At 62.7% G+C, this 16974-nt stretch carries 12 protein-coding genes and 1 riboswitch; of the genes, 7 read left to right on the top strand and 5 right to left on the bottom strand.

Annotation, left to right across the window (positions count from 1 at the left end; genetic code table 11):
* Positions 1-247 precede the first annotated feature (247 nt).
* The 4 genes from ftsH to Q1M04_RS10435 all read left to right on the top strand — a co-directional run bounded on the left by ftsH (position 248) and on the right by Q1M04_RS10435 (position 6525).
* Positions 248-2428 carry an ATP-dependent zinc metalloprotease FtsH gene (ftsH, locus tag Q1M04_RS10420; RefSeq protein ID WP_297999636.1) on the top strand — a complete coding sequence of 727 codons (2181 nt, stop codon included), beginning with the start codon at positions 248-250 and terminating at the stop codon, positions 2426-2428.
* 74 nt (positions 2429-2502) lie between these two features.
* Positions 2503-3021: a GNAT family N-acetyltransferase gene (locus Q1M04_RS10425; RefSeq protein ID WP_293280200.1), complete on the top strand. Its 519-nt coding sequence runs from the start codon at positions 2503-2505 to the stop codon at positions 3019-3021.
* A gap of 82 nt (positions 3022-3103) precedes the next feature.
* Positions 3104-4633, top strand: a complete 1530-nt coding sequence (gene malQ, locus Q1M04_RS10430; RefSeq protein WP_297999633.1) for a 4-alpha-glucanotransferase — start codon at positions 3104-3106, stop codon at positions 4631-4633.
* Between the two features lie 146 nt (positions 4634-4779).
* Positions 4780-6525, top strand: a complete 1746-nt coding sequence (locus Q1M04_RS10435; RefSeq protein WP_297999631.1) for a Na/Pi cotransporter family protein — start codon at positions 4780-4782, stop codon at positions 6523-6525.
* 69 nt (positions 6526-6594) lie between these two features.
* Here the strand turns inward: Q1M04_RS10435 and Q1M04_RS10440 are convergent, their stop codons facing one another.
* Complete coding sequence (locus tag Q1M04_RS10440; RefSeq protein WP_297999628.1) at positions 6595-8433, bottom strand: peptidoglycan DD-metalloendopeptidase family protein; 1839 nt, start codon at positions 8431-8433, stop codon at positions 6595-6597.
* Between the two features lie 336 nt (positions 8434-8769).
* On the opposite strand from Q1M04_RS10440, the gene pta reads away from it, so the two are divergent.
* Positions 8770-9750: a phosphate acetyltransferase gene (gene pta, locus Q1M04_RS10445; protein ID WP_297294349.1), complete on the top strand. Its 981-nt coding sequence runs from the start codon at positions 8770-8772 to the stop codon at positions 9748-9750.
* A gap of 144 nt (positions 9751-9894) precedes the next feature.
* Here pta and Q1M04_RS10450 read toward each other — a convergent pair whose 3' ends face one another.
* Genes Q1M04_RS10450 through Q1M04_RS10465 form a run of 4 tightly spaced genes read right to left on the bottom strand, consistent with a single transcriptional unit; the run spans position 9895 to position 14030 of the window.
* The gene (locus Q1M04_RS10450; RefSeq protein ID WP_293279083.1) at positions 9895-10752 is read right to left on the bottom strand and encodes a patatin family protein; all 858 of its coding nucleotides are present in this window, start codon (positions 10750-10752) and stop codon (positions 9895-9897) included.
* 22 nt (positions 10753-10774) lie between these two features.
* Entirely contained in the window at positions 10775-11290 is a 516-nt protein-coding gene (locus tag Q1M04_RS10455) for a hypothetical protein (protein ID WP_297999625.1), read from the bottom strand.
* Positions 11287-13155, bottom strand: coding sequence for an LTA synthase family protein (locus tag Q1M04_RS10460; RefSeq protein ID WP_297999621.1), 1869 nt, complete (start codon positions 13153-13155; stop codon positions 11287-11289). Before Q1M04_RS10460 ends, Q1M04_RS10455 begins: the two co-directional genes overlap by 4 nt.
* 5 nt (positions 13156-13160) lie before the next feature.
* Positions 13161-14030, bottom strand: a complete 870-nt coding sequence (locus Q1M04_RS10465; protein WP_293279090.1) for a rhomboid family intramembrane serine protease — start codon at positions 14028-14030, stop codon at positions 13161-13163.
* Positions 14031-14204: 174 nt separating this feature from the next.
* Positions 14205-14297, top strand: a riboswitch (SAM riboswitch).
* Positions 14298-14441: 144 nt separating this feature from the next.
* Here Q1M04_RS10465 and metK point away from each other — a divergent pair.
* The gene (gene metK / locus Q1M04_RS10470; protein ID WP_297999617.1) at positions 14442-15629 is read left to right on the top strand and encodes a methionine adenosyltransferase; all 1188 of its coding nucleotides are present in this window, start codon (positions 14442-14444) and stop codon (positions 15627-15629) included.
* A gap of 554 nt (positions 15630-16183) precedes the next feature.
* Positions 16184-16927, top strand: coding sequence for an SH3 domain-containing protein (locus Q1M04_RS10475; protein ID WP_297999614.1), 744 nt, complete (start codon positions 16184-16186; stop codon positions 16925-16927).
* The last annotated feature ends 47 nt before the right edge of the window (positions 16928-16974 follow it).

Here is a 16974-nt window from a genome sequence, read left to right on the forward strand (position 1 = left end):
AGGTGTGCCGGACGGGTATTGCTGGAGCTTGCCCAGGAGGCCGGTATTGAGGGGGTAGAATTGCTTTTGTGAATAATGCACAAAAAACAATTTTAGATTTTTCTGCATTTAACCCTTGACATTTTCCAGAAACTTCATGAAACCTCCTTGTGGGTTTCCAGGTTCTGTGATATACTGCCATATAATTTCGCCGGGTTTCACGCTTTGACCAATACCGTGCGTTCCCTTGAAAGGAGCAATTGCATACATGGACCAAAACAACAACAAGAAAAAGCCGGACCAGAATAAAAACAGCAACTGGCGGGGCTTTATCCACCTGATCTGCTGGGCCGTGCTGCTGGCGGTGCTGGTGAGCTACGCCACCACCTACATGACCAGCATGGGCCACCAGGCAAGCAGCGTAGAGCTGGAGTACAGCGAGTTCCTGGATATGCTGGACGCCGGGAAGGTGGCCGGGGTGGACTTTGACAACAGCGAATCCATCCTCATCATCACCCCGGCGGACGGCTACGTCTACACCAACAGCGAGGGGATGGAATACACCAAATCCACCCAGGAGGACGGTTCCGCCGTTTACACCCATGTGGACGGGGAAGGCCGGGAGATGAAGCTGTCCCTGGAGCTGTTCACCGTGCGCCTCCAATCCTATGACGCGGTGGTGGAGCGGGTCCGGGAGGCCAGCATGTCCCTGGACCCGGCTCATGAGGAACCCATCCGCATCAACCAGGACTATCAGCCCCCCATGAGCCCCATTTTGCTGTTCCTGGTGAACCTGGCCCCCTTCTTCATCATCATCCTGGTGATGAGCCTGGTGATGAACTGGATGGCCAAAAAGGGCATGGGCGGCATCGGGGGCATCGGCGGCGTGGGGAAATCCAACGCCAAGGTCTACATGGAAAAGCAGACCGGGGTCACCTTCCGGGACGTGGCGGGCCAGGACGAGGCCAAGGAGTCCCTGACGGAGATCATCGACTTCCTCCACAACCCCGGCAAGTACACGGAGATCGGCGCGAAGCTCCCCAAGGGCGCCCTGCTGGTGGGCCCTCCGGGCACCGGCAAGACATTGCTTGCCAAGGCCGTGGCCGGGGAGGCCAACGTGCCCTTCTTCTCCATCAGCGGCTCCGACTTCGTGGAGATGTTCGTGGGCGTGGGCGCGTCCCGGGTCCGGGACCTCTTTAAGGAGGCCAGCAAGGTGGCCCCCTGCATCGTCTTCATCGACGAGATCGACACCATCGGCAAATCCCGGGACAACCGCATGGGCGGCAACGACGAGCGGGAACAGACCTTAAACCAGCTTCTGGCGGAGATGGACGGCTTTGACCCCACCAAGGGCGTTATCCTCCTGGCGGCGACCAACCGCCCGGAGGTGCTGGACCAGGCCCTCCTCCGCCCGGGCCGGTTTGACCGGCGCATCACCATCGACCGGCCCAACCTGGCGGGGCGCATCTCCACCCTGGAGGTCCACACCCGGAACATCAAGCTGGGAGAGGACGTGAACCTGAAGAAGGTGGCCCTGGCCACCGCCGGGTGCGTGGGCGCGGATTTGGCCAACCTCGTCAACGAGGCGGCCCTCCGGGCCGTGCGGAAGGGCCGGAAGCTGGTGAGCCAGGAGGACATGCTGGCCGCCTTCGAGCTGGTCATCGCCGGTACGGAGAAAAAGGGCAGCGTCCTGACGGAGTTCGAGAAAAAGCTGGTGGCCTACCACGAGGTGGGCCACGCCATGGTGGCCTATAAGCAGAAGAACACGGAGCCGGTGCAGAAAATCACCATCGTCCCCCACACCCAGGGCTCCCTGGGCTACACCCTGCTGATGCCCGAGGAGGACAAGACGGAGCTCAGGACCAAGGAAGAGCTGATGGCGAAGATCACCGTCTCCATGGGCGGCCGGGCCGCCGAGGAGGTGGTGATGGACACCATGACCAACGGCGCCTCCCAGGACATCCAGGACGCGACGAATGTGGCGAGGAACATGGTAGCCATGTTCGGCATGAGCGAGGAATTCGGCATGATGGCCCTGGCCTCCCGGCGGAACCAGTACCTGGACGGGGGCTATGGCATGGACTGCGCCCAGGACACCGCCGCCCGGATGGACAAGGCCGTGAAGGTATTGCTGGACGAGGCCTACAAAACCGCCGTGGAGGTGATCCGGGAGAACCGGGAGGACATGGACAAGGTGGTGGCGTACCTTCTGGAAAAGGAGACGATCACCGGCGCGGAGATGGTGGCCATCATCGAGGGCCGGGACCCCGCCCTGGTGGAAAACCCCTACGCTTCCACCCGCCCGCCGGAGATTGAACCGGCGGCCAAGAAGGTCCACATGATTTCCGAGAAGATCCTGGCCCCGGAGGAGGCCGCGGAGCAGCCCCCGGCGGCGGAAGCGCCGGAGGAAGCGCCCCCGTCCGGGGAGGCGGGAGAGGAACAGGCCTGAACCCGATAAAAGGCGCGCCGGGACGGCGCGCCTTTCCCCCATTTCATTTATTAAAGAGAGAGGAGCGCGTTGCCATGATTCGCAAAGCCACCGCCGCCGACCTGCCCCGAATCGGGGAGATTTACGAGGCGATTTTTGACAAGGAGGATCAGGGTCCCGCCTATACCAACTGGCTTCGGGGAAGCTATCCCACTACGGAGGACGCCCGCAAGGCTCTGGAGGCCGGGACCCTGTATGTGGGAGAGGAGGACGGCGCGCTCTGGGGCGTGGTGAACCTTAACGGGATTCAGCTTCCCGAGTACGACAAAATTTCCTGGTCCATTCCGGCGGGGCGGGAGGAGGTGGGGGTAATCCACACCCTCTGCATCCACCCGGCCCAGTCGGGGAAGGGCCTTGCCAAGCGGATGGCGGCCTTCTGCGAGGAAACCGCCCGGGCCCAGGGCAAGACGGTCATCCGCCTGGACACCTGGGAGGGGAACGCCCCCGCCAACCGCCTGTATCCCTCCATCGGCTACCGCTTCGCCGGGGGAACGGAATTTTTCTTTCACGGATACATCCGCGAGATTTTGAACTGCTATGAGAAAAAGCTGTAAATCCGGCGCCCTCCGGTTCTTGACAACCGGGGGGCGTTTTTTTACAATGAGGGGGCACACTATTCATCATGGAGGTTTTCTTATGAAACGTTCCGCAGGCATCCTCCTGCCCATTTTCTCCCTGCCCTCGGAGTACGGCATCGGCTCCCTGGGGGCGGAGGCCCGGGCCTTCGCCAACTTCCTCCAGGACGCGGGGCAGTCCTGGTGGCAGATTCTCCCCGTGGGCCCCGCCGGGGCCGGGGATTCCCCCTATGCCAGCGAGTCCACCTTCGCCGGAAATCCCCTGTTCATTGATTTGGAGCTCTTGGCCAGGGACGGCCTCCTGACGGAGGAGGAGCTGGCCTCCGCCAAGGTCCCCGCCGGGGACAAGATTGACTACGCCGCGCTGAAAAAGAGCCGGGAGCCCCTGCTCCGCAAGGCTTTCTCCCGGGTCAGCGGCGAGGCGGCGGAAGCCGCCCGGGCCTTTGCCGAGGAGCGCCCCTGGGTCCGGGAGTACGCCCTCTACCGGGCCGCGAAGCGGCACTTCGGGGGCCTCCCCTGGTTCCAGTGGCCCGACGAGGGCCTCCGCCGCCACGAAACGGAGGCCGTGGAACGCTGGCGGGTGGAGCTGGCGGAGGAGGCGGCCTTTGAGACCTGCGTTCAATACTGGTTCTTTACCCAGTGGGCGGCGCTGAAAACCTATGTCAACGGCCTGGGCCTGGGCCTCATCGGGGACCTGCCCATTTACGTCTCCCTGGACTCCGCCGACGTGTGGAGTGAGCGGAAGGAGTTCCTTCTGGACGAGGAGGGGAAGCCCTCCAAGGTGGCGGGCGTGCCGCCGGACTACTTCTCTGAGGACGGCCAGCTCTGGGGAAATCCCCTGTACGACTGGGAAGCCATGAAGCGCAACGGCTTTGGCTGGTGGATTCGGAGGGTGGAGGGAGCTTCCAAGCTCTTCGACATCATCCGCATCGACCACTTCCGGGGCCTGGAGAGCTACTGGGCCGTCCCGGCAGGGGCCGAGACCGCCCGGGTGGGCTCCTGGGAGAAGGGTCCCGGCATGGACCTGCTGCGGGTGCTGACCTCCTGGTTTCAGGGCATCGCCTTCATCGCCGAGGATCTGGGCATCCTGACGGAAGGCGTTCACCAGCTCCGGGAGGAGTCCGGCCTGCCGGGGATGAAGGTGCTGGAGTTCGCCTTCTCGGACCCCTCCAACGCCTACCTGCCCCACAACTACCAGCCCAACTGCGTCTGCTACACCGGCACCCACGACAACGACACCGCCGCCGGGTGGTATGCCTCCGCCCCCAAGCGGGAGCGGGCCTTCGCCGAGAAGTACCTGGGAGTTTCCGGGGCGGAGGAGGTGCGCCTTGCCCTGCTGCGGGCGGGGCAGGGCAGCGTCGCGGAGCTGTTTGTGGCCCAGATGCAGGACTACCTGGCCTTAGGCAGCGAGAGCCGGATCAACGTCCCCGGCGTGGGCGCGGGCAACTGGCGCTGGCGGCTTCTCCCCGGCCAGGCCGCGCCGGAGCTGGCGGAGGAAATCCGCTCACAGACCTCGTTCTACGGCCGCTGCCCCTGGATTCCGGAGCCGGAGGAAGAGGGAACCGGCGAAACAGACAAAGCGGAAGAATAATTTTGGGCGGAACGCCAAAAATTTCCGTAAAATTTGCGTTTTGGTCATTCCGCCGATTCCCTGCGCCTGCCCTCCACATATATAATGGAGCCGTCACATAAGATGGAGCGTCCGCCTTGGCGCGGACACGGAAGCGAGGAAAGCTTATGGATATTTTTTCCCTGTTTACCCTCTGCGGCGGCCTGGCCTTCTTCCTCTACGGCATGACCACCATGTCCAAGAGCCTGGAGAAGATGGCCGGCGGCCGGTTGGAGCGGCTGCTGAAGCGCATGACCTCCAACCCCATGAAGGGCCTGCTCCTGGGCGCGGGCATCACCATCGCCGTCCAGTCCTCCTCGGCGGTGACGGTGATGCTGGTGGGCCTGGTGAACTCCGGCGTCATGGAGCTGGGACAGACCATCGGCGTCATCATGGGCTCCAACGTGGGCACCACGCTGACGGCGTGGATTTTGTCCCTCACCGGCATTGAGAGCGAGAGCGTGCTTTTGAACCTCTTGAAGCCGGAGAACTTCTCCCCCCTCTTCGCCCTGGCGGGCATCCTGCTCATCATGGGCTCCAAGCGCCAGCGGCGGCGGGACATCGGGCGGATTCTCATTGGCTTCGCCATTTTGATGTCCGGCATGGAGATGATGAAGGACTCCGTCAGCCCCCTGGCGGATATGCCGGGCTTCTCGGACCTGCTGACCGCCTTCCGCAATCCCCTGCTGGGCGTGGCCGTGGGCGCGGCCTTCACCGGGGTCATCCAGTCCTCGGCGGCCTCCGTGGGCATTTTGCAGGCCCTGGCCCTCACCGGGTCCATCACCTACGGCGTGGCCATCCCCATCATCATGGGCCAGAACATCGGCACCTGCGTCACGGCGCTGATCTCCTCCATCGGAGTCTCCCGGGGGGCCAAGCGGGTGTCCGTCATCCACATCGCTTTCAACATCATCGGCACGGCCATCGGGCTCATTGTCTTCTGCGGCGGGGATTTGCTGTTCCACTTCCCCTTTATGGATTCCGCCGTGGGGGCCGTGGGCGTGGCGTTGTGCCACACGGTTTTCAACGTCTGCACCACCGCCCTGCTGCTGCCCTTCTCCCGCCAGCTGGAATGGCTGGCCCGGGCGGCTGTCAAGGAAGAGGACAAGACCCCCCGGTTCGCCTTCCTGGACCCCCTGCTGCTCCGCACCCCCGGCGCGGCGGTCAGCGAGTGCGCCGCCATGACCTGCGAAATGGGGACCCTGGCCCAGAAGAGCCTTCTGGCCTCCCTGGGGCAGCTTTCCAGGTATAACGGGAATCTGGAAGCGGAGCTTCTGGAAAACGAGGACAAGCTGGACGTCTACGAGGACCGCCTCAGCGGCTATTTGGTGCAGATTTCCCAGCACGGCCTCTCCATGGAGGATATCCACACCGTGGCCCGGCTACTCCACGCCATCGGGGACTTCGAGCGCATCGGGGACCACGCCCTGAACATCCAGGAGTCCGCCCGGGAGCTCCACGAAAAGGGGCTCAGCTTCTCCGGCGCGGCGGAGGCGGAGCTCCTGGTGCTGGAACAGGCCCTGGAGGATATTTTGACCGCGGCGGTAAGCTGCTTCCAGGCCGACGACCCCGCCGCCGCCAAGCTGGTGGAGCCCCTGGAGGAGACCATCGATCGGCTTACCGACGAGATCCGGGCCCGGCACATCCACCGCCTCCAGAGCGGGGAGTGCACCGTGCAGCTGGGCTTTATCCTGAACGACCTTCTGACGAACCTGGAACGGGTATCCGACCACTGCTCCAACATCGCCGTCTGCGTCATGGAGGAGCGGGAGGACCACGCCGAGCAGCGCCACGCCTTCCTCCATGACTTCAAGGCCGCCGGAGAGTTCACCGAGAGCCTGGACAAGGATTTGAGGAAGTACAAGCTGCCCTGAGCCGCCTTTCTTTAAAGAACCGCAGCCAAAAGGACCGCCGGATTTTTCCGGCGGTCCTTTTATCCGTGGCTACAGGTAGTTCAGCGGGTTCTTGGCCACGCCGTTGTAGCGGACCTCGAAGTGACAGTGGTTTCCAGTGGAGTTGCCGGTGGAGCCGGCCCGGGCGATCTGCTGGCCCTTGTAGACCTTCTGGCCCACGGAGACCGTCAGGCTGCTGTTGTGGCCGTAGCGGGTCACATAGCCGTTGCCGTGGTCGATCTGAACCAGATAGCCGTAGCCGCCCATCCACCCGGAGTAGGTGACCGTGCCGCCGTCCGCGGCGTAGATGGGAGTTCCTCTCGGGACGGCGATGTCGATGCCCTTGTGGTTGGTGGACCCGATGCCGCCGGGGGAGCTCCGCCCGCCGAAGCGGGAGCTGATCCGCCCCGTGGTGGGCCAGCGGAAGCTGCCGGTGGGAAGCCAGGTGGGCCGGGGCTTCGTGCCCTGGAGCCGGTATTCCGTGACGGGCTGGCGGAGGGTGACGCTGGAGAGGACGGTCCGCTCCGTTTCCTGTCCGTTGATATAGGTGACGTTGGCCACCGTGTCCGCCGCGCCGTATTCTCCGGCGGAGGTGACCTTGTAGTCGCCCACGTAGATGTCCGGGCTGTCGGTGTACTCCACGTCGAAGGCTACGCTGTCCACATACCGCTCCTGCTGAACCACGGTCATGGTCAGGTAGGGCACGGAGGCGGACATGGTGAGGATTTCGCCGATTTGCAGCTTGTCGATGTTGTAGCCGGGGTTCAGGGATTCCAGCTCCTTGGAGGTCAGGCCGTGGTCCTCGGCAATCTCGGACCAGGTGTCTCCCTTGGCCACGGTGTAGGTGACCTCGGCGGTTTTTGTGCTGTACAGGGTCTCGGCCACGTAGCCCAGGTTCATCAGGCTGTCGGTGGGCACGTACTCCTCCTTGACCTCCACATTCTCGGCAAAGGAGACGGAGATGGTGCCCTCGTTGGTGGCGGAGAGCTGGATCTGCTTTAGCAGCTGCTCCAGGGCTCCCTGGTAGGGCGTGGCCCCGATGCGCTCCCCATCCACGTAAAGGCAGTAGGCGGCGGTGACCATGCCCACCTCTTCGCTCAAGGCCTCCTCGTAAACCTCCTTGTCCACCAGGTCCTGGCGGCGGAGCAAACCGGAGGAGTACTGAATCAGGGAGTCGTCGATGGTAAAGCTCCGGCCCAGGGTACGGGCGGTGACCTGCTCCAGCTCCGCCCGGGCCTCCTCGGCCTCCGCCTCGCTGGAGAGGGAGCCCAGCACCTTCCCGTCGTAGGTGACGGTAACGCCGTTGGTGTAGGTGGAGAAGAACAGCACGATCGCCGCCATCACGCAGCCCCCCCCCAGGAAGACGGCGGGGTGAATGCGCCAACGGCGCTTTTTCTGGTCGCTCCGGGCGCTCTTCTGCCGGGAGGCGCTGTTCTTTTGCAGCACCCGCTCCTGGAGGAGGCTGCCCCACATGGGCAGCAGGCCCCAGAGAAGCAGCACCAATTGAATGGGCAGCCGTTCGGACTCCGGGAAGCGGTGGGCCTTGTTCTCCCGGACGATGCGCCGCCAGCGGCGGCGGAAATGCAGCCGTTTTTCGGCAATGGCCTTCCGGGGGGAACGGTTCTCCTGCCGCTCCTGCGGGCGGGCTTTCCGGGCGGCGGCGCTCCGGCGGTTCCGGCTGCGGGAGGCGGCGCGGCGCTCCGAGCGCTCCGGGCGCTCCCGCCCGCCTTCCTCCGGTTCCCAATCCCGGATGGACGGCGGGAGGTCCCACTCCCGCCAAGGGCTCCAGCCCTCGGGGAAGTCCTCCCGCTCTCCGGCGGCCTCCGGCTTCGGCTTGCCGTCCTGCCGGGGCGGGGCCTGGGCGGCGGTTTTTTTCCTGTCTTCGCTCATAGGGTCTCCTTATATGGGGCCCTCCCCGGGAATGGGCGGGCCGGAATGTTCTAAAAAAGTTACAATTTGTTACCGATGTCTATCATACCGCTTTTTTCCCCTTCCGTCAAGTCCTGAGAGGAGCAAAAAAGCGCGGGTTTTCCGGGCGTTTCCGGCGTTTTCGACAGCAGACGGCCCAGGCGGCGGGTTCAGTGTGCCATATTGGGGCTGGGAATTGGTGACAAAACCGTAAATTTTTATGCGGCCGTCCCGAAATTTGGATTGACCAGGGCGGGCAAACGTGTATAATGGATCTATAAAACCCCCGCGAAGACTTGTACATCTGGAGGAAAAGACATGTTTGAATTTCTCATCAAAAAGCTGAAGGCCCATCCCCGCAAGATCGTGTTCACCGAGGGCACCGACCCCCGCATTCTGGAGGCCGCCGCCCGCCTGCTGTCCGCCACGTTCCTGATGCCCGTGCTGGTGGGCAACCGGGAGGAAATCCTGTCCGCCGCCGAGGAGGTTGGCTTCAACGTCAAGGGCGCGGAGATCCTGGACCCCGAGACCTTTGAGGACATGGACAAGATGGTGGCCGAGATGGTGGCCCTCCGCAAGGGCAAGATGACCGAGGACCAGTGCCGCGCCGCCCTGAAGCAGGGCAACTACTTTGGCACCATGCTGGTGAAGATGGGCTACGCCGACGCCCTCCTGGGCGGCGCCACCTACTCCACCGCCGACACCGTCCGCCCCGCCCTCCAGCTCATCAAGACCAAGCCGGGGTGCAAGATCGTCTCCAGCTGTTTCATCCTGGTCCGTCCCTCCGCCACCGGCGACCCGGACGTGTTCGCCATGGCGGACTGCGCCATCAACATCAAGCCCAACGAGGAGGAGCTGGTGGAGATCGCGGTGGAAACCGTCTCCACGGCCCGGACCTTCGGCATCGACCCCAAGGTGGCCTTCCTCAGCTACTCCACCCACGGCTCCGGCGCGGGCGAGGACGTGGACAAAATGCGGGGCGCCTGCGAAAAGGCGAAGTTCGCCCTCCCCGGCGTGGTGGTGGATGGCGAGCTCCAGTTCGACGCCGCCGTCTCTCCCCGGGTCATGAAGACCAAGTGTCCGGACTCCCCTGTCCACGGCCAGGCCAACACCTTCATCTTCCCGGATATCAACGCGGGCAACATCGGCTACAAGATCTGCCAGCGCATGGGCTCCTTCGATGCCTACGGCCCCATTCTCCAGGGCCTGAACGCCCCCATCAACGACCTCTCCCGGGGCTGCAACGCCCAGGAGGTTTACTCCATGGCCATCATCACAGCCGGCCTGTGCGAGGACTAACTTTTTCTCGCGAGAAAAAGGCAGCATAAAGAGCTTTCGCACGCTCTTTCTGTCTGGTGAGAAACCGGGCCGGAGCAACGGCAACGCAGTTTTCCAGGTGAAAAAACGCCCCCTGGTGGAATGGATTCCATCAGGGGGCGTTCCTTATTCTGCTGTCCAGAACTCCCGGACCCGCTCGATTTCCCGGCGTCCGTCGAAATACCCCTCCTGCCACAGGCGGCGGAGGGTGTCCAGGTTCTTCTCCGTCCGGGAACAGCCCAGGGTGTCCCTGGGGGCGATGACCAGGACCCGGCCCTGCCGTTCCAGGTCGAACAGGGCCTCCCGGCAGGCGTTGTAGCGCTCCGACCGGGTCCGCATGGTCTCCTGGAAATAGGGGTATTTTTTGAAGGCCCGGCCAATGGCCTGATCGGAGCGGCCCGGCTTCTTGTAGTAGTCCCGCTCCCGGGTCAGCACCACCACCACCCGGTCACAGCCCTCATGGAAGGCCCGCCGCCAGGGGATGGCGTCGGCGCAGCCGCCGTCCAGATAGGGCTGGCCCCCGATGCGGATGATGGGGAACATCAGCGGGATGGCACAGGTGGCCTGCAGGTGCAAATTGGGCGAGTCCCGCCGGGGAACGGGGAGATATTCCGCCTCCCCGGTGTTCAGATTGGTCACCACCGCCTCCGCCCGGCCCGGATAGGCGGCGAAGGCGTCGTAGTCAAAGGGAATCAGCTCGTTGGGGATGGTCTCATAGGCGAACCGGAGGCCGAAGTAGGAGCGGTTCCGGGGGTCCGCCAGGTTGCGAAAGCCCATGTAGCGCTTGTCATTGGCATAGTGGCAAATCAATTGCAGATTCCGGCGGCTCTGCCGGGAGAGGTAGCTGACGCCGTAGGCTATCCCGGCGGAGACCCCCAGGGTGTAGTCCGGCAGGGGAAGCTCCCCGTCCAGGAAAGCGTCGCACACGCCGGAGGAGTAGATGGTCCGCAGGGCTCCGCCCTCCAGGACCAGCGCGGTTTTCATGGTATCACCTCAATCACAATACTTATCGGTATAAATGCTTTTTCAATTTCCAGTGCCAGATATTGGTCAGCCGGGCCAGGGTGGAGTCCGTCAGCAAAAAGACCACGTTCCCCGCCGCCAGCAGCGCCGCGTTAAAGTACCAAGCGGACTCCAGCAGCTCCGCCGTCAGGCCCATAAGCCGCAGAACCAGGCCATAGAGCAGCAGGGCCGTAACATTGCACACCGCCAGCCGGGCCGCAAGGCGCAAAAGCCGGGAGGGCAGGGCGGCGATCCTGGGCCGGAGGATGGGATACCAGCCGAAGAACAGGTAGACAAAGGCGGTCTCCCGGTCCGGCGCCAGCAGAAGGGCCAGAATGGCCGCGGCGGCGTAGGACGTTCCGGCGGCCTTGGGGCCCAGCTCTTCCAGCACCGGCAGCAGCGCGCCCATGGCCAGGATGGGGGCGCAGAAGACCATGCCGGGAATCACGCCGCCCAGGGCAAGCAGGGCCGCCGCCAGGGCGGTCAGCACGCCGCACAGGGCCAGGGGCCGGGCGCTCATGGGACCTCCTTATACTGGAGCTTGTAATAGCTCCACCGCCGCCACTTCTGAACGAGCTCCCGCTGCTCGCCGGAAAGCTCCTCCGTGAAAGAGCCGTCCGCCAATTGATACGTGCTCTTCTGCACCACCGGCAGCTCCCGGCGGAGCGCATTCAGGAAGGAGAACCAGGGGCTCTCCTCCCCCCGGCCCGTCAGCTCCAGAACAGCGGCCCCCAGGAAGCAGGCGGAGACGGTCTCCGGCAGGTCCAGGGCCTCCGCGGCGTTGTCCCAGTCCAGAACCTCCGCCGCCGAATCATTGGCCCAGAGAACGTAGGGGGTTTTGTAGGCCGCCAGGTTCTCCCGGCCGTCCGGGCCGGGGGCCACGTCGACGCCAAGCTCCTTGTAGCCCAGCATGTCGTTCCCCAGGTAGGGCAGATGGTCCCCCCAATAGACCAGGACCACCGGCTCGGACTGCGCGTCGAAGTACTTCCAGAGGCGGCCCAGCATGGCGTCCGCGTCCCGGACGCCCTCCACGTAGACGCTCAGAAGGGTCTCCGCCTCCTCCGAGAGGCCGGAGATGCCTGTGGGCGGGAAGCGGTAGCCCGGGCCGTACTTGTCGGCGGTGTAGGACATGTGGTTTTGGATGGTGGTGGTAAAGTGGAACAGGGGGGCCCGCGCCTTTTCAAAGGCTCCTTCAATCAGGTCTGCCGTATAATCGTCGGTCACCCAGCGGCCCTTGTACTCCGGGGCCTCCATGTCCCCGATAAACAGGCTTTCCTCCGCGCCGAACCAGCGGTAGACGTTTTCCCGGTTGTAAAACCAGTTGTCCCCCGGGTGGCAGAAGGCGGTTTCGTAGCCGTCGTTCCCAAAGACCCGGAAGAGGCTGTCCAGATTCCGGTTCACCACCCGCATGGCGGAGGTGGTGGAGGCGGAGAGGGCCATGGTCTGCATCCCCGTCAGCACGTCAAATTCCGTGTTGGCCGTGCCCCCGGCGAAGCCGGGCACCACCACATGGCCGCTGAGGGCGTGGGGGTCCCGCCGGAGGGCGTGGAGGTTGGGCAGGGGATCGTTCTCCTCCGTATACGGGAAGGCCGGAGCGTCGGTGATGTCGGAAAACGCCTCGTTCATCACCATGATCACGCTGACGTCCTTCCCCAGCCCGGTACGGTCCCCGGTCTCCCACTCCTCCGCCCCGGCGCGGCTGAAGCCCTCGGGCCGGTCCACCAGGTAGGTGGTGAAATGGTGGCAAAAGGCATAGGGGAAGCCCAGGTCGTTGAAGACGGCGGGGACGTATTCGGCGTTGCTGACCTTGAAGGACTGGTAAAGGCCCTTGGAGGCGTAAACGGTGAAAATCAGCCCCGTCAGAACGGCAAGGGAGAGCGCAAAGCCCGCGAGGCTTCCGGCCCAGCCCCGGAGCCGCTCCGCCGGAAAGGGCTTGCAGCCAATGAAAACCCCCAGGGCCAGCAGGGCAGCGGTTACCAGGACTGCCGCCGCGATCTGCGCCGCCGGATAGTGGATGTCGTAGCTCTCCAGGGCGCTGCCCACTTCTTTTAAAAGGGCGAAGTCCCGGGGGAACACCGGCTCGTCCCGGACCTCAATTTTCACCCGGTTGGCGATGGACAGGGCGCATACCGCCAGATTCACCAGGGCCGCGCCGAAGAAGACGTTTCGCAGAAGCGCCGCCGCCGCCAGGAGCAAAAGCCCCACGGGCAGGGCGTTGAGGACAATCAGCAGGGGCTGGCGGAGGAAGCCGGAGAGGAGCCCCCGGAAGGAGTTGGGCTGGCACCAGAGGGCCAGCAGGGTGATGCCCCCGGCCAGCAGCACCGCCGCCAGCAGGCTGAGGGGCAGGGACAGGCGGCGCCGGGGATTCGGAAACGGATTTCTCAAAGGGTTCACTCCTTGAAATGCTCGTGGTTGAAGATGTGGTCCACGCAGAAGCAGTGGTAGCCCGCGCAGCGGGAGCAGTAGCGGAATTCCAGGTCCGGGCAGTCCGTGTCGGTCCGGCCGCAGACGGAGCACTTGTGCCGGTAGCCCTGCTGGGCCTCCTTCTTCCGCTGCTGGCGGACGGCGGACTTGAACTGGATGGTCTGATGGGAGTTCCGGTGCCGGGCATAGGCCCGCCGCCGGTCAATTTGATCCACGATCTCACACCAGAAGAAGATCAGGAAGTTCAAAAGGGCGATGACGGGCAGCAGGGCTCTGAGCCAGTCCCCCCGGAGCAGGGCGGCGATGATGTCCACGGCGAAGAGGGCCACGTCCGCCAGGGCCAGCCACTTGGCCTTCACCGGGATGATGTACAGCAGCATCAGCCGGGCGTCGGGATACAGGGCGGCGAAGGCCAGGAACATGGACATGCCCACGTAGTAGGTCCCCATCAGCACGCCGTAGCCGAAGGCGTAGTGGCTGGCGACGCCCGTGATGAGGGTCAGGACCACGCCGGAGAGGTAGTAGAGGTTGAATTTCGGCGTGCCCCACTCCCGCTCCAGCATGGAGCCGATGAAGTACATGAAGTACAAAGACAAAATCAGGTTGAAGGGCTGCGTGCTCTCCGGTACAAAGACGAAGGTCAGCAGCCGCCAGATCTGCCCGCGGAGAACCAGCCCCCAGTCGAAGTATAAAAATTGGATGGCCAGGCCGCTGGTCATGCGCAGCAGGAAAAAGGCGATCACGTTTCCAATGACGATGTACAGCATGAGGTTGGGGACGCCGAAGTTGGGGTGCTGGAGCGCGAAACGCTCCATGGCGCTGTTCAGCTTTCTCAAAGGGGCTCCCTCCCGATTTCAGTTCTAGAATTAAAGAGCATTATACCCCGTTCGCCGGAAAAAGTCACCAACATTTTTTGAACATTGCCTTTACCGGGAAAAATTTCCGGCGAAAAAGGGCGGGGAGCCCTTGACAAACCCGCAGGACCTGATACAATATTACGTAAGTAAATATCCTTATCAAGAGTGGCGGAGGGAACGGCCCGATGAAGCCACGGCAACCTCCCTAGGAAAGGTGCCAAATCCGGCGGAAACGACAGATGAGGAGCGAGGAAAGATTTCCCGTGCGTTTCGCGTCGAAATGCGCGGTTTTTCTTTGCCTTTCCGGGCTGTTCAGCCGCCCCAAATTGTCCCAGCGCGCGGGAAGAAAAAAGGCGCGCCGCTTTCAGGGAAAGCGAGAAGGAGAACGCTATGGCAAGACATTACCTCTTCACCTCGGAGTCCGTTACCGAGGGGCATCCCGACAAAATCTGCGACCAGATTTCCGACGCCGTCCTGGACGCCATCATGGAAAAGGACCCCCAGGGCCGGGTAGCCTGTGAGACTACGGCCTGCACCGGGCTCATCCACGTCATGGGCGAAATCACCACCAGCTGCTATGTGGACATCGACAAAATCGCCCGGGAGGTGGTCCGGGACATCGGCTATGACCGGGGCAAATACGGCTTCGACTGCGACACCTGCGGCGTCATCACCTCCATTGACGAGCAGTCCGCCGACATCGCCCTGGGCGTGGACAAATCCCTGGAAAACAAGAACAACGAGGAATCCGAGCTGAACCACGGCGCAGGCGACCAGGGCATGATGTTCGGCTACGCCTGTGACGAGACGGCGGAGCTGATGCCCCTGCCCCTGTCCCTGGCCCAGAAGCTCTGCCTTCAGATGACCAAGGTCCGCAAGAGCGGCCTGGTCTCCTACATGCGCCCCGACGGCAAGAGCCAGGTCACCGTGGAATATGACGAAAACAACAACCCGGTCCGCATCGACACCGTGGTCATCTCCACCCAGCACAACCCGGACGTGACCCTGGAGCAGATCCGCCGGGACATGATCAACCTGGTGGCCAAGGAGGTCCTGCCCGCCGAAATGCTGGACGAGAACACCAAGTACTATGTGAACCCCACCGGACGCTTCGTCAAGGGCGGCCCCGCCGCCGACGCGGGACTGACGGGCCGGAAGATCATCGTGGATACATACGGCGGCAGCGCCCCCCACGGCGGCGGCTGCTTCTCCGGCAAGGACCCCACCAAGGTGGACCGCTCCGCCGCCTACGCCGCCCGGTGGGTGGCCAAGAACATCGTGGCGGCGGGCCTGGCCAAGCGCTGCCAGATTGAGCTGGCCTACGCCATCGGCGTTGCCAAACCCGTGAGCATCATGGTGGAAACCTTCGGCACGGGAACCGTCAGCGACGGGAAGCTGGAGGAGGCCGTGGGCAAGGTCTTCGATCTCCGTCCCACCGCCATCATCCGGGACCTGGATCTCCGCAAGCCCATCTACCGCAAGCTGGCCGCTTACGGCCACATGGGCCGGGAGGACCTGGGCGTAGCCTGGGAGAAGACCGACCGGGCGGAGGCCCTGAAGGCCGCTGTGAAGGAATAAGTGTGTTCACGGTTTCTTGAAGAAGCAAAAAGAAGCCGGGGCACAATAAGGAAGTATCAACACCAACCCAGCCGAACTCTAAAAAACAGAGAAACAGGAGGCCGAAACCCGGCCCCCTGTTTTTTCATGCTGTCCAGCGTCCCCGCCTTGTGTCCAGCCGCCGACTTACTCACCACGCCACTTTGTCAACAACAATACAAAAATCCCTTGCACAATTTAGACTCTATTGGCTATAATGAAGCAAGAGCCAGCAGAAGCAAATAAAGGCAGGGCGTGAAGTGTTCCAGCACCCCACGCCCCTATGCAGGAGAGATGACCTCCCACACAGCAGATTTCTGCGCCGTCCTCATTTTATCAAATAATCACGGTTTATTCAAGCGTGAAAAATGGGAATGTGTGTTTAGCTTTCGGCGGTGTAGGGATATAGCAAAACCCTGCGCCGCTTTTGTTGTCTCGGCGGTCCCGGGCAAAGCCCATGGGGGACGGGAAGAACCCACCCCCAAGGACCAGACCGTTGAGACAGAACGAAGAATAATGTGGAAGGAGAACACACGATGAAAAAGACGCTGATATACGCCCTTGCTCTGGCCCTTGCTTTATCGTTGACGGCTTGCGGTCAGCCCAATGCGGAGCAACCCACGGACCCAGCCCCCAGCACATCAGCCCCGGAGCCAATCGCAACCCCCGAACCAATCAAGGACCCAGTCCCGGAGCCCGAACCCGAGCAGACCCCGGCGGCCCCCGTTGAAACCGAGGACACCCAGCCCCCGGAGGAAACAGAATCCCAAGAGGACGAGGTGCAGTTATTCACTGACGTTAACGAAACAGTCTATGCAACCGGCACGGTAAATCTCCGTAATGGAGCAGGAACATCATTTGATAAAGCGGGTTCGCTCAACAAGGGAGACAGTGTAACCCGTATAGGCATTGGAACAGCAGAAGCAGAAGGTTGGAGCCGCATACAACTCAGCAACGGCAACATAGTTTATGTGTCAAACAGCTACTTAAGCACTACAAAGCCCGTAGTTCAGCAACAGCAGCCTGGCGGTGGCGGTCAGCTACAAATCCAACAGCCAACTCAAAGCAGTAGTCAACAACAATCCCAGCCCAGTGGCGGTCAATCACAAGAAGATAAGAACAGAGCAGACAACGAAGCAGCTGGCCAGGGTTTAACAGGCATGGATGCATGGGCAAATCAACACAATACAGGAGAGAACCATCCCGAGTTAAGGCCTGGAGCTATTGTAGACGAAAATGGAAACATCACAAATCCCAATACAGCAGTAGACGCACGCTAGTCTACATACTATATCCAGTAAAGCAAGTCAGATAAACTGACTTGCTT

Source organism: uncultured Oscillibacter sp. (assembly GCF_950073225.1).
In the GTDB taxonomy this organism is placed as follows: Bacteria; Bacillota; Clostridia; order Oscillospirales; family Oscillospiraceae; genus Oscillibacter.

Excerpts from the sequence above, each read along its gene's own strand:
- Q1M04_RS10450 (WP_293279083.1), bottom strand. The coding sequence starts at position 10,752 with ATGAAAACCGCGCTGGTCCTGGAGGGCGGAGCCCTGCGGACCATCTAC.
- Q1M04_RS10435 (WP_297999631.1), top strand. The coding sequence starts at position 4,780 with ATGGATATTTTTTCCCTGTTTACCCTCTGCGGCGGCCTGGCCTTCTTC.
- pta (WP_297294349.1), top strand. The coding sequence starts at position 8,770 with ATGTTTGAATTTCTCATCAAAAAGCTGAAGGCCCATCCCCGCAAGATC.
- ftsH (WP_297999636.1), top strand. The coding sequence starts at position 248 with ATGGACCAAAACAACAACAAGAAAAAGCCGGACCAGAATAAAAACAGC.
- Q1M04_RS10440 (WP_297999628.1), bottom strand. The coding sequence starts at position 8,433 with ATGAGCGAAGACAGGAAAAAAACCGCCGCCCAGGCCCCGCCCCGGCAG.
- Q1M04_RS10475 (WP_297999614.1), top strand. The coding sequence starts at position 16,184 with ATGAAAAAGACGCTGATATACGCCCTTGCTCTGGCCCTTGCTTTATCG.
- Q1M04_RS10455 (WP_297999625.1), bottom strand. The coding sequence starts at position 11,290 with ATGAGCGCCCGGCCCCTGGCCCTGTGCGGCGTGCTGACCGCCCTGGCG.
- Q1M04_RS10425 (WP_293280200.1), top strand. The coding sequence starts at position 2,503 with ATGATTCGCAAAGCCACCGCCGCCGACCTGCCCCGAATCGGGGAGATT.
- metK (WP_297999617.1), top strand. The coding sequence starts at position 14,442 with ATGGCAAGACATTACCTCTTCACCTCGGAGTCCGTTACCGAGGGGCAT.
- malQ (WP_297999633.1), top strand. The coding sequence starts at position 3,104 with ATGAAACGTTCCGCAGGCATCCTCCTGCCCATTTTCTCCCTGCCCTCG.